The following is a 17,001-nucleotide window of genomic DNA, read 5'->3' as shown; positions in this document are numbered from 1 at the left end:
TGACCTTCACCGCTCCGGCCGGGGGGACTGGGCAGCCTGGTTACCCGCAAGTAGCATGAGTGGGTGAGCGCGCGCTCAGTGGCGTGCGCCCGCAGCAGTGCCATCCCGCACCCTGGAGGAGAGCCATCGTGCCTCGTACCGTCAGGGACGTCGTCTTCGTAGACGGCGTCCGCACCCCGTTCGGCAAGGCGGGCCCGAAGGGCATCTACCACGAGACCCGCGCCGACGATCTCGTCGTGAAGGCCATCCGGGAGCTGCTGCGCCGCAACCCCGGCCTCGACCCGGCCAAGATCGACGAGGTCGCCATCGCCGCGACCACGCAGATCGGCGACCAGGGCCTGACCATCGGCCGCACCGCCGGCATCCTCGCGGGCCTGCCGCAGTCCGTGCCCGGCTACTCCATCGACCGCATGTGCGCGGGCGCGCTCACCGCCGTGACGACCACCGCGGGCTCCATCGCCTTCGGCGCGTACGACGCCGTCATCGCCGGTGGTGTCGAGCACATGGGCCGCCACCCGATGGGCGAGGGCGTGGACCCGAACCCGCGGTTCGTGTCGGAGAAGCTCGTCGACGAGTCGGCCCTGTTCATGGGCATGACCGCGGAGAACCTGCACGACCGCTACCCGCACATCACCAAGCAGCGCGCCGACGAGTACGCCGTGCGCTCGCAGGAGAAGGCCGCCAAGGCGTACGCCAACGGCAAGATCCAGGCCGACCTGGTGCCGGTCTCCGTGCGCCGCACCAACGCGGAGGCGGGCGAGACCGGCTGGGGCCTGGTGACCGCCGACGAGCCGATGCGCCCGGGTACGACGCTGGAGAACCTGGCCGGCCTCAAGACGCCGTTCCGCGTCCACGGCCGGGTCACCGCCGGTAACGCGGCCGGTCTGAACGACGGCGCGACCGCCTCGATCATCGCGTCCGAGGACTTCGCCCGCGAGAACAACCTCCCGGTCAAGATGCGCCTCGTCTCGTACGCCTTCGCGGGCGTCGAGCCCGAGGTGATGGGCTACGGCCCGATCCCGGCGACCGAGAAGGCCCTCGCCAAGGCCGGCCTGTCGATCGAGGACATCAACCTCTTCGAGATCAACGAGGCGTTCGCCGTCCAGGTCCTGGCCTTCCTCGACCACTACGGCATCGCCGACGACGACGAGCGCGTCAACCAGTACGGCGGCGCCATCGCGTTCGGCCACCCGCTGGCCTCCTCCGGCGTGCGTCTGATGACGCAGCTGGCCCGCCAGTTCGAGGAGCAGCCGCAGGTCCGCTACGGCCTGACGACCATGTGCGTCGGCTTCGGCATGGGCGCGACGGTCATCTGGGAGAACCCCCACTTCGACGGAGGCAGCAAGTGAGCACCACCGCTGAGCTTTTGAAGGGTGCGGCCGAGCTGTTCCCGGACGAGGTCGTGACCCAGGCGCACGTACGCCACTTCGACCTGCCGAAGGGTGCGGGCCGCTTCGCCCTCATCACCCTCGACAACGGCCTCGACCACACCAAGCCGACCACCTTCGGCCCGGCCTCGCTGGCGAAGCTCGACGCCGCGATCGACCAGGTCGAGAAGGAGGCCGCGGACGGCGAGATCGTCGGCGTCGGTATCACCGGCAAGCCGTTCATCTTCGCGGTCGGCGCCGACCTCAAGGGCGTCGAGCTGCTGAAGAAGCACGAGGACGCGCTGGCCATCGGCAAGGGCGGCCACGAGGTCTTCAAGCGCCTGTCGGCTCTCGCCGTGCCCACCTTCGCGTACTACAACGGCGCGGCGATGGGCGGTGGCGTCGAGGTCGGTCTGCACTGCAGCTACCGCACGGTCTCGAAGGCCCTGCCCGCCTTCTCCCTCCCCGAGGTCTTCCTCGGCCTGGTCCCCGGCTGGGGCGGCTGCACGCTGCTGCCGAACCTCATCGGCGCGGACCGCGCGGTCTCGGTCATCATCGAGAACTCGCTGAACCAGAACAAGCAGCTGAAGGGCCAGCAGGTCTTCGAGCTCGGCATCGCCGACGCGATCTTCGAGGGCGCGGACTTCCTGGAGCAGTCGCTGCTGTGGACCGCCGATGTCCTGAAGGGCGACGTCGAGGTCGTACGCCCGGTCATCGACCGCGGTGACGCCTGGGACCAGGCCGTGGCGCGCGGCAAGTTCATCGCCGACAGCAAGGTGCACGGCGCGGCCCCGGCCGCGTACCGCGCCCTTGACATCATCGCCGCGGCCAAGAACGGCGATCTGCAGCAGGGTTACGACGCCGAGGACACGGCCCTCGCGGACCTCATCATGGGCGGCGAGCTGCGCGCGGGCATCTACGCCTTCAACCTCGTCCAGAAGCGCGCCAAGCGCCCGGCCGGTGCGCCGGACAAGAGCCTGGCGCGTCCGGTGACGAAGGTCGGCGTCGTGGGCGCCGGTCTGATGGCTTCGCAGCTCGCGCTGCTCTTCCTGCGCCGCCTCGAGGTGCCGGTCGTCCTGACGGACATCGACCAGGAGCGCGTCGACAAGGGTGTGGGCTACGTCCACGCCGAGATCGACAAGCTGCTCGGCAAGGGCCGTATCAACCAGGACAAGGCCAACCGCCTGAAGGCGCTGGTCTCCGGTGTCCTGGACAAGGCGGAGGGCTTCTCCGACGCCGACTTCATCATCGAGGCGGTCTTCGAGGAGATCGGCGTCAAGCAGCAGGTGTTCGCGGAGGTCGAGGCGGTCGCCCCGGCGCACGCGATCCTGGCGACGAACACCTCCTCCCTGTCGGTGTCGGAGATGGCGTCGAAGCTGCAGCACCCCGAGCGGGTCGTCGGCTTCCACTTCTTCAACCCGGTCGCGGTCCTCCCGCTGCTCGAAATCGTGCGCGGCGAGAAGACGGACGACGCGTCGCTGGCCACGGCCTTCGGCGTCGCCAAGAAGCTGAAGAAGACGGCGGTTCTGGTGAAGGACGCCCCGGCGTTCGTCGTGAACCGCATCCTCACCCGCTTCATGGGCGAGGTCCAGAACGTCATCGACGAGGGCACCCCGGTCGAGGTCGCCGAGAAGGCGGTCGAGCCGCTGGGCCTGCCGATGTCCCCGCTGGTCCTCCTCGAGCTGGTCGGCCCGGCGATCGGCCTGCACGTCTCGGAGACGCTGCACGGCGCCTTCCCGGACCGCTTCAAGGTCTCCCCGAACCTGAAGGCGGTCGTCGAGGCGGGCAAGCGCGGCTTCTACGTCTACGACAGCGGCAAGCCCGAGCTGGACCCCGAGGTCGCGACTCTGCTGAAGCAGGGCGACGTCGTCCTGACGGAGGAGCAGGTGCGCGCCCGCGTCCTCGACGCCGTCGCCCAGGAGATCGGGCTCATGCTCGACGAGGGCGTCGTCGCCGAGGCCCAGGACATCGACCTGTGCCTGATCACGGGCGCGGGGTGGCCGTTCCACCTGGGTGGGATCACGCCTTACCTGGACCGGGAGGGCGTCTCGGAGCGGGTGAACGGGAAGCGGTTCCTGGAGCCTGGGGTGGCTTCGGTTCCGGCGTAACACCAACACGCCGCAGACACGGGCGGGTTGTACGGGATGTCCTCCCGTACAACCCGCTTTCGTGTGACTGCTCCGGAATCAGTAGTTCTGGCCGTAGTACGCGGCCGGCGTCGCCCCGGCCGACACGCTCATGACCGTGAACGGGACCTGGGCCGCCGAGGACTCGGCACCGGCCCCGTCCACGGCGAAGACCTCGATGAGGTGCATGCCGTCGTTCCACGCCCAGCCCGGTTCCCAGGACCATCTGCCGTCCGGGGAGACCGCGGTCGCTCCCAGGAACGCACCGTTCTCCCTGAATCCCACCTGCGCGGCGCCCCCGGCCGTCCCCGCGAAACCGACCGCCGCGCCCATCACCTGCTCATAGGCGGCCGGAATCGAGACGACCGGAGTCTGCACCCCCTGCCCGGCAGCGGGCATCACGGCCCCGGGCAGCGGAGCGGCGGGCATGACACCCTGCGCCGAAGCGTTCTCCGAGACGGTGAAGGGGATCTCGGTCCGCTCGGAGTGGAAGCCGACGGCGTCCACCCCGAAGAGCCTGACGAGATGCTTCCCCTTGGTCCACGGCTTGTCCCGCTCCCAGGACCAGCTGCCGTCCGCTGCGACGGTGGGCGATCCGAGGAACTTGCCGTGCTCCCAGAGACTCACGCGTACGGCACCTCGGGCGGTGCCCGAGAGGCGCACGTTGGTGGTGTGCACTTCCTCGTTGTACGCCGGTGACAGGACGACCGGGGGCGGGAAGTCCGATCCGCTCTTCACCATGGACGTGGACGCGAGGTAGCTGTCGATGGCCGACCGGTCGCGGTCCGGTTCCTCGTAGCCGTTGCGCACGTAGCCGAGCCGCGGTGCGATGCCGTCGATGAGGAAGTTGACGAGCCCCATGAGGATCGGAACGTTCCTCCTGGTCACATCGGTGTGGTTGCTGATGAAGGGAGATTCGCTGTAGATGAGGTTGAAGTTCTCGTACCGCTGGAAGAGGCCGAGGAACGGCTCCACCTGGTCCGTGTACTGCTCGTCCTGCGGTGACGTGAGCAGGTAGATGTTGGCGCTCCGGTTCGCCTCCGACCGCACCAGGTCGGGAATGATCGAGTCCAGCATCCGCACGTTCTCCTCGCGCGGCCCGTCGCCCATCATGAACTGGGCCACCGTCGGAATCCTCAGCACGTAGGTCCCGATCCGGAACTGGGGAACGATGGAGACGATGTTCCGGAAGCCGTACCGCAACCCGAAGTAGAGCGCCGCGCTGCCGCCCTTCGAACCACCCCACATGGTGACCTGGTCCGGAGTGAGGTCAAGGGACTTCATCACGTTCGATATCAGCGTGATGACGGACCGCTCCAGGGCGAAGTCCATGTCCCTGCACAGGTAGTAGCTGTTCATGCCGTCGAACTTGTCGCGGATCCAGAGGATGTTCGACCGGAGCTTGTCGAAGACTCCGTTCGACCAGCCGTACTCGTCGGGCGCGGCGAAGTTGGCGAAGACGACGACCAGGTGTCTGTTGCCCTTCTGGGCGTGGGCGAACCGGTACTCGACCGGGTACGTCCCGGAGGAATCGATCCCGTTGAGCAGCTGCCGCCCATTCGAAGTTGGCTTAGACATGTACGGATTCCACTCTCATGAGGTGCTTCGGCGTCGGACGGGTGCGGTACCCCACCAGGGGTTGAATGTCGGATACGGGTTGATACGTCATCACATTGGCGCCCCGTCAGCTCATCAGACATGATGTCGGAATGTTGCTGATGGCTTCCCGGTCCGCGTCCGAACGGCGCAGGCGCCGAGGGATCGGAATCGTGGTCGCGGTGCTCGCGTTGCTGGGACTCGCCACCGCGGTGACGCTGACCCAGAGCGCCGCGCCGACCCGCTCGTTCGCCTCCGACAGGAAGGTGACCGTGGCGACGTGGAACATGTGCGGCGTACAGCAGTGGAACTGCGCGGGAACCGGCAGTCGCAGCGAGAAGAAGCGCCAGCTGAAGCTGCTGGCCACGCAGGCGGGAGCCCGGGTGATCCTCCTCCAGGAGACCTGCGCCAACGACCTGGAGTCGGTGCGCGGGGCACTCGGACCGGCCTGGCGCACCGAGTTCAAGGCGTACGAGTGGCGCGACGCCAAGGGCCGTACGAGCACCGTACGGTGCGCCGCGCGGGGGCAGGGCGCGGCCGGCTTCGCGATTCTGTCGGCGTCCGCCCTGTCCGACGTCACCGTGGCGGCCTCGCGGCAGCCGAGCGTCGGACTGCAGCGGGGCATCCTCTGCGCCCGGGTGGCCGCGCACCGCCTCACCGTGTGCAATGCCCATCTGAGTACGCCCGGCAGCGACCGGGCGCATCCGGGCTGGGAGTACCGCGACGACCAACTGAAGACGCTGGTGGCCGCCGTGCCCAAGCGGCGCACGGTCTACGGCGGTGACCTGAACGTGGATCCGCCGGGTGTGAACCACGCCACCGACTGGGTGTGGCCGACCGCCCCGTACCGCACCCACAAGGAGTGCGACCAGTCCTCCGGCTCCTCCCGCTCGGGCCGGGCGACTCATGACTCCGGGCACAAGCTGGACTACCTCTTCACCGGGCTGTCCAGGTCCGGCTGCACGGTGCGGGACACCGGCGCCTCCGACCACCGGGCGCTGCTCATCCGGGTGGGCACCAGCTGAGCGAACGCCGGAGAGGCGCTCGACCCGCCCGCGGTGGGCGGTGGTTGCGTCGAGCGCCTGGGGCGCGTTCGTGTGGGCGGTCATGGATCGCTGCGGCCGTCCGGCTCGGGTGGGCGCAGCCGCGGCCGGGGGTCGGGGTCCTGCACCGGGGTCACACGATCACGCCCTCGTACGTCCGGCCGTCATGCGGCTGCACCGACTGCTGCTGGGCGGGCGGCAGCTGGAGCCGCGCCGGCCTCAACCGCGGTGACTGGGGCTGGCCGTGGTCGCCCTGCTGGGGCGCGTACGCCTGCTGGGCGGCGGGGTAACCGTTGGGGTGGTGCTGCGCGGGCATCGCGTGCATCGGCCGCCCCTCGGCCGCGGCCGACTGCGGAAGCACCGGCTGCTGCCCCTGAGGCGGGTACGACTGCCCCTGCCCGCTCGGGTACGGCTGCGCCGGCCCGGTCGCACCCGGCTGTGCGGGCACGGCGTTCATGAGACGGCCGTTCGCCGAGGCGGACCGCGGAGGCGCGGCCTGCTGCTGCCCCTGGGGGGCGAACCACTGCTGCGCCCTCCACTGGATCGGCGTGAGCGCGCGCCCGGCGTGCCGGGTGTCCACCGTGCCGACGGCCGGGGCATTGGCGTCCTCCGGCGCCATGTCGCCGCCCTCGATCAGCAGCCGGTCGGCCAGCCGTGCGGAGGCATAACCGTCGTCCAGATCGCAGAACTCGCCCTGGAACCAGCGGTAGCGATCGGCGTAGGCGGCCTGGATGCGGTCGATGTCGCGGATGGCGGACACCAGTTCCGGAGAGCTGTACACCAGAGGTCCCGGTGCGCTCTGCTCGAAGTCGAAGTAGAAGCCGCGCAGCGTGTCGCGGTAGTGGTCCAGGTCGTAGGTGAAAAAGAGAATCGGACGGCCGGTGTTGACGTAGTCGAACATGAGGGACGAATAGTCCGTGATCATCACATCGGTGATCAGGGAGAGGTCCGCCATGTCCGGGTAGTCGGAGACGTCGTAGACGAAGCCGTCGCCGGCCCCCGGCACCGGATCCACCACGTTCGGATGGCGGCGCACCATGAGCACATGGTCGGCGCCGAGGCGCGCCCGTGCGTCCTCGAGGTCGATGCGGAAGTCGAACTTGTACTTGCCCGGTGAGTAGAACTGGTCGTCGCGCCACGTGGGTGCGTACATGATGACGCGCTTGCCCGCGGGCAGGCCGATACGGCGGCGGACCTCCTGCTCCCGCCGCTCCATGCCCGGCCGTCGCAGGATGTCGTTGCGCGGATAGCCGCACTCCACCATCTCGCCCGGGAATCCGAAGGCGCGCTGCAGGATCGGGGTGGAGAAGCTGTTGGGCGAGACGAGCATGTCCCAGTTCTGCACCTCCTTCTCGACCCTTTCCAGATAGCGCTGGTCGGCGAAGTGGATGGCCTCGATGTCGTGGCCGATCTTCTTCAGCGGGGTGCCGTGCCAGGTCTGCACGACCACCTGCCCGTCCCGCTTCTGGAACCAGTCCGGGAGGTGGTTGTTGGCGATGACGTACCGGCACCTGGCCAGTGCGTCGTACCACTCGGGCGACCACATACGTACCGGAGTCGCCGTGGGCGGCACCTCGACCTGGTCGTCACGCACCACCCACAGATGCTCGAGGTCGACGCCGCGCCCCACCAGCTCCTCGTGCAGGGCCCGGGGGCTGTCCGAATACTGGGTGCCCTTGAAGGCGTCGAAGAGAATCGCGGGACGCACCTTCTTGCGGCGGGCCGCGGGATAGGCCTTGGTACGCAGCAGTTTCTGGCGGTACGGTCCACGGGCCTCGTCCGGCATGGCGGAGTGGGACAGGAGCGACAGCCGGTCGTATGCCTCGGCCTGGAGCTCGTAGCGGCGCTCGCTCTCCTCGTACTCCTGCGGGAAGGCGCCGATGAGATCCTGCTCGATCTTCATCATCAGATCCTCGAGGCGGTCCTCGGGAGCGACCGCCGAGTGGTCCTGGCGCCGCAGGAAGAAGTCCCAGCGGCCGGCCGCGAGCGGAATGTCACCGGCCAGTGTCCGCATGGCCGCGGGCGTCACCACACAACGGAACTCGTTGCCGTTCCAGGCGAGCGGGACGGCACGCTCGGCACCGTGGGCCCGCGAACGCACCACCATGTGCGCCGCCCTGTACTCCGCGGCCGAGAGCCGGTCAGCGGCCTGGTAGCGGCCGATGATCTCCAGCGATCCGTCCTCCGACCACCCGAAGCGGGTGACAGTGGGCAGGGTGGCCCGCTCGAACAGGACCAGGTATCCGGACCCGTTGCGATGCACGACGACCTCACGGTCGCCCTCGCGTGTCTGCAGCGAAGCCGGCATGCGGTAGTGCCCGTCCGGGGTCTCCTCCGCCATGACGGGATAGATGGTCATCTTGCGGCCCTCGACGTGGAAGGTGGTCTTCCAGCCGTTGCTGCCCATGCTCCAGGACTGCGGGATCTCGGCCCCGTCCCGCGCCTCGGTCCGGTATCCCGGCACCAGGTCGCGCAGGGGAATGCGAGTGGTCCAGGTACACCAGCCCTCACCGCCCGCGCTGAAACGGACCCAGGCGTCGTGCCGCCCCGCGCCGCTCATGCTGCCGACCCGAAGCTTGCCCCATTCGGGCACCTTGGGGCCGAGGTAGACGCCCCCGAGTTCGAGCTGATCGCCCACGACACGGTGGCGGGTGATGCGGCAGCGCACGATCTCCACGCGTAGCTTGAGCTTGCCCTGGAGGAAGAGCGGCAGGATGCGGGTGTTCTTGTCGACGTAGCGGTATGGCGGGTTGGCTGCCGTACCGGCGCTGCCCCGGTCGAGGCCGCGATAGCGGAACAGACCCCGGCTGAGCACTCCTGCGGCGACGTCCCAGGTGCCCTCGACCCACTCGCCCTTGCGCTTGAGGCGGGTGGTGTCGATCCGGGCCTCGAAGCCGGCCCAGTCGTAGCAGTAGCGGTTCTGGTTGGAATGTTCCGTGGCCTGCGGCGCATAGGTGGTCTTCGCCTGTGCGATCACCATGCGGCCCTGCTTCTTGTTGCGCAGAGCCAGCGCCTTCACCGACATGTGCTTTTTGTGCACATTGATGAACCGCACATACGCGGCACCCGTGAGGACCAGCCACTCGGACTTCCACTGCGCGCCGCTGACCGAGCCGTGCAGCGAGAATTCCTTGTCGAGCCGGTAGGCCTTCTTGTCGATACCGACCTTGCGGTCTCCCAGATACGGGTAGTTGAGATAGCGCCGAAGGCGTCTCTGCACCGGTAGGGGCCCGCCGCGCCGCTCGAACTCGATCACATCGAGGAGTTCGTCGAGCCGCCACTCGCGCACGAGCAGCCACTTCACCCGGGCGTCGGCCGGAAGCTCGTCGATGATGTCGGGGTCGGCCTCGTCCAGGAACTGGTTGGCCCAGTCCATGAACGCGTCCTGGTACTCGTCGTCGGCGTCGGGCAGGACCTTCAGATGCAGCATCAGGTCGGACTTGAGACAGGCCAGGTCGTACTTGCGCTTGCTCTCGACATACGTACGTGAGCGGCGCTCGGCCAGGAAGCGGCTCACCGACTGCACCGCTGCAACCCGGTCGCGCAGGTTGCTCAGCTCCGTGTGGCGCTGGGTGATGGACGGAGCCGCGCCGCCTTCCCTGCGCCGCCAGAAGTAGACGATGTCCGTGATCACGTCGACCTTGGCGGCCCGGAAGTGAGCGAACATGTTGACCCAGGAGTCCTCGTAAAGGACGCCCTCCGGGAACTCGATGTAGTGGTAGTCCCAGAAGGACCGGCGGAACACCTTGTTCCAGACGGTTCGGTCGTAGATGAGCGCATCGAACTTGGTGATGTGCGTGCCCCGCCGATTGCGCTGCATGGGGCCCTTGTGCAGCGGAGACTGCCACTTCTTGGTGGAGTTCATCATCTGCACATTGCCGGAGACGAAGTCCGAGCCGGACTCCTCGAGGGTCCGGATCAGCAGCTCGTACGCGTACTCGGGGATGACGTCGTCGCCGTCGACGAAGGCGAGAAACTCACCTTCGGGATGCATGGCACGGATACCAACATTCCGGGCCTGGCCAGGCCCGTGGGATTCCTGCCGGATCATCCGGAAACGCGGGTCGCGCGCGCAGAAGTCGGCCGCTATCTCCGTGGATCTGTCGGTCGAACCGTCATCGACGAGGATCACCTCGAAGTTCTTGAATGACTGCCGGGCAATCGACTCCAGGCACTCGGCGAGATAGACCTCAACATCCTGAAATGGCACGACAACACTCAGACGCGGCCGCACAGTCAAGATCCACTCCCACCAGACACTCGTCACACCCGGTGACCACCGGACAGCTCTGGCCGGATATCTCTGGGTGCCCCTCCCTGAATGACGTGCCCGGATCAACCCCCCAGCCGATCAGACTCGTCTCGCTTCGCGACCGAACATCAGTCACAAGGTTCACACATCTTAAGTCAGTCTTATGGGTGGTCAACAGTGAGTCATGCGCTGTTCATCACTGAGGTACGGTAAGGTCCGCGCCCCTTAAGAGAATGCATATAGTGCGCACTGAATCGACGACGTCAGTGGGCCGGCCTCCCCCCACCCGGTCTCCACACTCCGCCCATCGCGGAGCCCGTGAGGAGAGGGACCGAACAGAATGACGCACAGCGCCACCACCGAGTCACGGCGTGGCCACAGGGCAGCACCCGGAGGGCGGCAGCCCGAGGGCGGCAGGCGACGGCGCGCCGAGCGGCGCGGCAAGCGGCGAGTGGGCCGGATCATTCTGCTGACGCTGGCGGTCCTCGTCCTGGCCGCTGGCGGCACCGGCTACTGGCTCTACAGCAGCATCGACGGCAACATCGAGGGCGTCGACCTGAACAAGTCACTCGGTGAAGACCGCCCCGAGAAACTGCCGACTTCGGGTCAGAACATCCTCGTCCTGGGGTCTGATTCACGCTCGGGGGACAACGCCTCACTGGGCACCGGCAACGTCTCGGGAGCGCGCTCCGACACTGCTCTGGTGATGCACATACCCGAGGGCCGCACGCAGGCCACCGCCGTCAGCATCCCCCGGGACACCCTGGTCACCCGTCCCGAATGCACCAAGTCGGACGGCTCGACGCTCCCGTCGGCGAAGCGTGTGATGTTCAACTCCGTGTACGCGCTTGCCGGTCCGGCCTGTGTGGTCAAAACCGTGGAGCAGATGTCGGGAGTGCGGCTCGACCACTTCGTGGAGATCGACTTCGCCGGCTTCAAGAACCTCGTCGACGCCATCGGCGGCGTGACGGTCACTGTCGACGAGCCCATCAAGGACGAGTCCAGCGGCCTGGACCTGAGCGCCGGTACGCACAAGCTGAACGGCACCGAGTCACTCGCCTTCGTACGGACCCGGCACGGCGTCGGAGACGGCAGCGACCTCGGCCGGATAGGCCTTCAGCAGCAGTTCATGGTCGCCCTGCTCTCCGAGATCAAGAAGCAGGACCTGCTGGGCAGCCCCACGAAGACGTACAAGATCGCCGACACGTTGACCGAGGCGCTCACCACGGATTCGGAGCTGGCCTCGCTGACGAAGCTCGCCGAGTTCGGACGCAGCATGAACGGGGTCGACCCGTCCACCATGGAGACGATCATGCTGCCGGTGGCGTACGACAAGACCGATCCCAACCGGGTAGTGGCCGCCGAGCCGCAGGCGACGAACCTGTGGAAGGCGATCCGCACGGACTCCGAAATTCCCGAGTCGGCCAAGAAGTCGCCCGCGACGGGCGGTTGAGCCGCAGAGAACCGTGCACCGAGGATTGCGGGATCGGCAGGATGCCCCGACCCTCGGTGCACGCGTTCCACGGGAGGTGAGGCGCCACAGGAGCGATCACACGTCGGTGCTGCCGGCAGTCACAGCCGCTCCCAGCGGGTCAGTGCGAGGCCTGAGCTGTCCTCTTGGCGGGCAATCAGGGGCACGCCCTCCGAGTCGATCAACGCCATCACCACACGGCCCCGGCCGTCCCGGGCGAGCGCGGGTGCGCCCTGGCAGCGTTCGGCCAGCGCGTACCACCAGAAGCCGTTCGACTCGTTCTCGGTACCACCCACGCCGACCACGGCCGCGCCGTCCTGTGCCCGGCAGGCGAGCACCACGCAGTCGTAGCCGTCCAACGAGGTGCGCAGCGCGGCATACGGCCGCTCGGCCGCGGAACCGCCCAGCGTGATGGGCCAGCCGCCCGGCCGCCAGGCCACGGCGGTGCCGTCCGCAGGATCCGTCCAGAACACCGTGGCACGGTCCGGACCGGTCTCCATGGCCGCGACGGTGCCTGAGGCCGGCCGGAGCGCGAAGCCACGCGGCGGGGCGAAGCTTCCGCCTGCCTCCATCTGCCGCCACATCAGTACACCGGTCTCTGCGCCGGCATACACCTCGACCCTTCCGCCCGCGAGGGCGACGGGTGCTGGAAACGCATCGATGCCGTGGCCGAGGAGGTCCTCCCATGCCTTCCACTTGCCGTTCGGGGCCTCTCGCCGCAGCATCAGGCCGCGGTGTGCACCGCGTACGAAGACGTGCACGGTGCCATCCGAGGCGATCGCGCCCACCGGCACGCCCAGCGCCCGGCCTTGCTCCCGGTCCTGGTGCGGGTTTCCGAGCGAACGCCAGTCAGTGAAAGCACGTCCCGTCTGGTACTGGATGGCGTGCACGATGTCCACGCTCACGGAGCCGTCGGCGCCGGTGCGTTGCCGACGCCCGAGGAAGTGGACATACGCGTCAGCGCCCTGCGCCACCGTCACGTCGGTCAGTCCGGCCACTGCCACGAAGTGGGGTCCACTCCAGTGCGGCCCGCCGACCGTCGTCTCGGTCCAGCGCAGCAGCCCGCCTTCCGTGGGCGCGTACAGGGTGAGGCGCCCGTCCTTGCCGAGGGTGAGCCAGTTCCCGTGGGCAGTCCCGGAAGCGAGACGCCCCCGATCCGTCGTAGCAGTTGCGCCCATTGGGCGGGCGGAGCCCGCGGAGCGTGCCGACCTTCTCCGCATGGCCTGGCGTCACCTTCCTGAAACCCACCCGCATCGTGAACACGGGAAGCCTGATTTCACCACATCATTATGCCGCTCGTTCACCAGTTCGCAGAGCCCCGGTCACCCCACGTCTCACCTCGAAAGTGTGGCGTTTACCCATTTTCAAGGCAGTTGGGTTGGTTTGGTCACCTAATTTGCTCACCTCATACGTGTGCGGCGCGCTCGCCAGTTGGCCAGAAGGCCTCGACACCCTCCCGAGCGAGCGCCATGACGCAGAATCGACGCATGGCCCGATGACAACCGGCGAGTGGAGGAGGACCGACCGTGAAGACATTGGTGATCATCGACGCCGCCAACGTCGTAGGCTCCGTCCCCGACGGCTGGTGGCGCGACCGGCACGCGGCCGTGGAGCGGCTCAGGGACCGGCTCGTGCGCTTCGCCGCCGACGGGCTCCCCGGCCGCCCGGGCCCCGTGGACATCGTGCTCGTGGTGGAAGGCGCGGCCCGCGGGGTGGAATCCGTGCCCGGCGTTCGAGTCGAGGCGGCACCCGGTAGCGGCGACGACCGCATCGTGGAGCTGGTCGGCGAGGCACAGGGCCGCCCCTGTCTCGTCGTCACGGCTGACCGTGAACTGAAGTGGAGAGTGGCCGAGTTGGGGGCCGAGACCGCCGGGCCGCGCACGGTCCGGGATGACGGCTGACAGCTCATCGGCTCACCTTGCTCACTCCACCCGCGCATACAGCACCGCCCCATCCACCACCCCCACCACCTCGTACTCCGCCGCCAGCAGGTGACCCAGTGACGGCACGCGGTCCGGGGCGTACGGCTTTCCGCGGGAGTCGTCGACGATCAGTGCCGGTGTGCGGGTCCTCATCTCCTCGCGGAAGACCGGCCAGGTGCCCGCGACCGCGTACTTCTCCCCCACCTGGGGGCCGTTGCGGCCGCCGCTGTAGTTCGTGAGCAGGCCGGCCGTCAGATAGCGGCTGGCGGGGGCGCGGTCGGCGAGCCAGTACGTCTCCGGGTGTATGCCCCAGACGAGGACCCGGTCCCCGGGTGCCGTGCGGTGTGCCACCGCGTCCGCCACGCGCTGAGCGTGGGCCAGCTCGGGGCGGGGCGCCAGCACTCCCCACGCGAGGAACAGCGTGCAGCAGCAGGCCGAGGTGAACAGGGCCGTCGCCAGCCGGTCGCGAGGCAGGATCTGCAGTGCGGCGGTGGCCAACAGAGCCAGCGGCGGGATGACTTGAAGGTAGTAGTGGCCGAAGAAGTGGAAGCCGGCGAGGACCGCGGCGGCCGAGGATCCGAGCCACAGCCACAGTTCCGCCGATCCGGTCCTGGCGATCCTCAGGACACGTACGACCGGGGGGATCAGCCCGGCGCAGGCCACGGCGAGGATCGCCGTGTTGACCAGCCCTCGCGCCAGTACGTGGAGTTCGGACCCGGTGAAGGAGGCGTACGCGCCGGAGCCGGTGACCGTCCAGAACAGGAATCCGGCCGGATCGGTGACCCCGGCCACCGCCAGCACCGGGACCACGACCCCGACTACCAGGCGCAGCACGCCCCTTCGCGAGGGAGCGGAGTGCCACAGCAACCACACCACCGGCACCAGCACCGCCCCGCCGGTCTGCTTGGCCAGGAACGCACAGGCCACGGCGGCGCCCGCGGCGCCCCAGCGGCGGCGGTCCGCGCACCACATGGCCGCGGCCGTAGGCGCCAGCATGAAGACCTCGAAGGTGGCTGCCTGGGCGTCCTCGGGATTGAGGCCGATGGACGCGAGGAGGTACAGGACGCCCGCGGTGCGGCCCGCGGCATCGCCCCAGCGGCGCCGGGCCAGCGAGGCCAGCAGGACGGCGGTCAGGAGCTGGGCGAGCAGCGCCAGCACCCGTACGGAGGTGAGTGACGCGTCGCCGAACAGCGCGAACGCGCCCGCGTACAGCCAGGGCACGAGCGGCGGTTTGCGGTCGACCACCGACTCGTACAGCTCTCCCCCGTCGGCCAGTATCCGCGCCTGCACGGCCAGATAGCCCTCGTCCGGGTTCCACAGCGGCTGCAGGAACGCCGGTACGCGGGTGACGCAGGCCAGCGCGGCCAGGGCGGGGAGCAGTCGCGTCCAGTACCGGTACCGGGAGCGGGCCGGCAGCTCCGCGCGCGGTGCCGGCGGCCGCGGCGGCAGGGGCGCCTGCCGCGGCCGGGGCGTCCGCGGCATCCGCGGTTCGATTACGGAACGTGGCGAAGCTGTGGGCTCGGCGAGCATAGGGGCACGCTATCCGGCGCCGCAGCTCCTACCGAAGCAGGACATACGGGGCCGGATGGCTGGCGAGCGAGGACAAGGGCGGCTACTTCCGTCGCTTGACGAGCTCACTGTGCGTGCGCCCGTAAAGGAAGTAGACGGCGAAGCCGAGCGCCATCCAGATGCCGAACCGCAGCCAGGTCTCGGCCGGCAGATTGAGCATGAGCCACAGCGACGCCGCCACCGACAGGATGGGCACCACCGGCACCCAGGGGGTACGGAACGCCCGGTGCAGGTCGGGGCGGGTGCGGCGCAGGATGATGACGCTGAGCGCGACGACGACGAAGGCGAAGAGCGTGCCGATGTTCACCAGCTCGGCGAGTTCGCTGAGGCTGGTGAAGCCGGCCAGGATCGCGATGAGCCCGCCGAGCAGGATGGTCGGCCGGTGCGGCGTCTTGTACTTGGGGTGGACGCGGGAGAAGAACCGGGGCAGCAGTCCGTCCCGGCTCATCGCGAAGAAGACGCGGGTCTGGCCGAGCAGCAGGATCATGCAGACGGTGGTGAGGCCGACGGCTGCGCCGAAGCTGATGATGCCCGCGTAGAAGGGGTGCCCGGTTTCCTTGAAGGCGTCGGCGAGCGGGGCGTCCACGGACAGCCTGCTGTAGTGCTGCATGCCCGTGACCACGATCGACACCAGGACGTAGAGGACAGTGCAGATGAGGAGGGAGCCGAGGATGCCGCGCGGCATGTCCCGCTGCGGATTCCTGGTCTCCTCTGCTGCGGTGGCCACGATGTCGAAGCCGATGAAGGCGAAGAAGACGACGGAGGCGGCCGTGAAGATGCCCATCACACCGAAGTTGGTGGGTGCGTACCCGAACAGCAGCTGGACGAGCGGGGCGTGCAGGCCGCCCCCCGCCGGGATCTGCTGCGCTTCGGGGATGAAGGGTGAGTAGTTCTCGGACTGGATGAAGAAGGCGCCCGCGATGATGACGATCAGCACGACGGTCACCTTGATGGCCACGACGACCTGGGTGACGCGGGCGGACAGCTTCATTCCGAGGACGAGGATGCCGGTCAGGACGAGCACCAGCGCGAAGGCGAGGATGTCGAAGCCGAAGCCCTCGGCGACATCGGGCCCGGCCAGCGCGTCGGGCAGGTGCCAGCCCGCGTTGTCCATCAGCGAGCGGATGTAGCCCGACCAGCCGACGGCGACCACGGCGGTGCCGAGGGCGAACTCGAGCACCAGGTCCCAGCCGATGATCCAGGCGGGCAGCTCGCCGAGCGAGGCGTAGGAGAAGGTGTACGCGGATCCGGCCACCGGCACGGTCGAGGCGAACTCCGCGTAGCACAGGGCCGCGAGCGCGCAGACGATGCCCGCGACGGCGAAGGCGATGGCGGTGGCGGGGCCCGCGTTCTCCTTCGCCACCTGGCCGGTGAGCACGAAGATGCCGGTGCCGATGATGACACCGACTCCGAAGACGGTGAGATCGAGGGCGGACAAGGACTTCTTGAGCGCGTGCTCCGGCTCTGTAGTGTCCCGGATCGACTGCTCGACACTCTTCGTCCGGAAGAGGGCGCTGAACAAGACTGGACCTCCCACGCTTGTCGCCTCGACTCGGTCGAGAGCGGGTACGGTCCGTATGCCACGTCGTGGGCGGTTTCATGCGAATGGGCCGGTCCCACCACCCGTGCAGGGGCGGGACCGGCCCATTCGCCGG

10 protein-coding genes are annotated in these 17,001 nt (G+C 68.5%); 5 read left to right on the top strand and 5 right to left on the bottom strand.

Translation table 11 applies throughout. The features are described 5' to 3' along the window. The first annotated feature begins 128 nt into the window (after positions 1 to 128). Positions 129 to 1,349, top strand: a complete 1,221-nt coding sequence (locus ACSMXV_RS31810) for a thiolase family protein (protein ID WP_473174586.1) — start codon at positions 129 to 131, stop codon at positions 1,347 to 1,349. Continuing rightward, complete coding sequence (locus ACSMXV_RS31805) at positions 1,346 to 3,475, top strand: 3-hydroxyacyl-CoA dehydrogenase NAD-binding domain-containing protein (protein WP_473174585.1); 2,130 nt, start codon at positions 1,346 to 1,348, stop codon at positions 3,473 to 3,475. Before ACSMXV_RS31810 ends, ACSMXV_RS31805 begins: the two co-directional genes overlap by 4 nt. Before the next feature lie 78 nt (positions 3,476 to 3,553). On the opposite strand, the gene ACSMXV_RS31800 is transcribed toward ACSMXV_RS31805, so the two are convergent. After that, positions 3,554 to 5,071 carry a hypothetical protein gene (locus ACSMXV_RS31800; RefSeq protein WP_473174584.1) on the bottom strand — a complete coding sequence of 506 codons (1,518 nt, stop codon included), beginning with the start codon at positions 5,069 to 5,071 and terminating at the stop codon, positions 3,554 to 3,556. Between the two features lie 191 nt (positions 5,072 to 5,262). Here ACSMXV_RS31800 and ACSMXV_RS31795 point away from each other — a divergent pair, with 191 nt between their 5' ends. Then, positions 5,263 to 6,114 carry an endonuclease/exonuclease/phosphatase family protein gene (locus tag ACSMXV_RS31795; protein WP_473174583.1) on the top strand — a complete coding sequence of 284 codons (852 nt, stop codon included), beginning with the start codon at positions 5,263 to 5,265 and terminating at the stop codon, positions 6,112 to 6,114. Between the two features lie 151 nt (positions 6,115 to 6,265). Here ACSMXV_RS31795 and ACSMXV_RS31790 read toward each other — a convergent pair whose 3' ends face one another. Then, a complete protein-coding gene (locus ACSMXV_RS31790; RefSeq protein WP_473174582.1) occupies positions 6,266 to 10,342 on the bottom strand; it encodes a CDP-glycerol glycerophosphotransferase family protein in 4,077 nt (1,358 codons plus the stop codon). Between the two features lie 382 nt (positions 10,343 to 10,724). Here ACSMXV_RS31790 and ACSMXV_RS31785 point away from each other — a divergent pair, with 382 nt between their 5' ends. Next, positions 10,725 to 11,837, top strand: coding sequence for an LCP family protein (locus ACSMXV_RS31785; RefSeq protein ID WP_473174581.1), 1,113 nt, complete (start codon positions 10,725 to 10,727; stop codon positions 11,835 to 11,837). A 119-nt stretch (positions 11,838 to 11,956) separates the two neighbouring features. Here the strand turns inward: ACSMXV_RS31785 and ACSMXV_RS31780 are convergent, their stop codons facing one another. Then, entirely contained in the window at positions 11,957 to 13,033 is a 1,077-nt protein-coding gene (locus tag ACSMXV_RS31780; protein WP_473174580.1) for a DUF8189 domain-containing protein, read from the bottom strand. Positions 13,034 to 13,381: 348 nt separating this feature from the next. Here ACSMXV_RS31780 and ACSMXV_RS31775 point away from each other — a divergent pair, with 348 nt between their 5' ends. Then, the gene (locus ACSMXV_RS31775; RefSeq protein WP_473174579.1) at positions 13,382 to 13,756 is read left to right on the top strand and encodes a PIN domain-containing protein; all 375 of its coding nucleotides are present in this window, start codon (positions 13,382 to 13,384) and stop codon (positions 13,754 to 13,756) included. 21 nt (positions 13,757 to 13,777) lie between these two features. Here ACSMXV_RS31775 and ACSMXV_RS31770 read toward each other — a convergent pair whose 3' ends face one another. Together ACSMXV_RS31770 and ACSMXV_RS31765 are read right to left on the bottom strand one after the other, a co-directional pair. After that, on the bottom strand, positions 13,778 to 15,259 hold the full coding sequence (locus ACSMXV_RS31770; protein WP_473174578.1) for an ArnT family glycosyltransferase: 1,482 nt from the start codon (positions 15,257 to 15,259) through the stop codon (positions 13,778 to 13,780). Positions 15,260 to 15,389: 130 nt separating this feature from the next. After that, a complete protein-coding gene (locus ACSMXV_RS31765) occupies positions 15,390 to 16,868 on the bottom strand; it encodes an amino acid permease (protein ID WP_473174577.1) in 1,479 nt (492 codons plus the stop codon). Between the last annotated feature and the right edge of the window lie 133 nt (positions 16,869 to 17,001).

It is taken from the genome of Streptomyces sp. DSM 42067, assembly GCF_055792885.1.
The sequence above is the reverse complement of the archived record's forward strand: the minus strand, read 5'-3'. Positions and strand labels throughout refer to the sequence as shown.

What these genes read in the sequence shown, in the direction of transcription:
- ACSMXV_RS31800 (WP_473174584.1), bottom strand. Translation starts at nt 5,071, where the DNA reads ATGTCTAAGCCAACTTCGAATGGGCGGCAGCTGCTCAACGGGATCGAT.
- ACSMXV_RS31785 (WP_473174581.1), top strand. Translation starts at nt 10,725, where the DNA reads ATGACGCACAGCGCCACCACCGAGTCACGGCGTGGCCACAGGGCAGCA.
- ACSMXV_RS31780 (WP_473174580.1), bottom strand. Translation starts at nt 13,033, where the DNA reads ATGGGCGCAACTGCTACGACGGATCGGGGGCGTCTCGCTTCCGGGACT.
- ACSMXV_RS31770 (WP_473174578.1), bottom strand. Translation starts at nt 15,259, where the DNA reads ATGCCGCGGACGCCCCGGCCGCGGCAGGCGCCCCTGCCGCCGCGGCCG.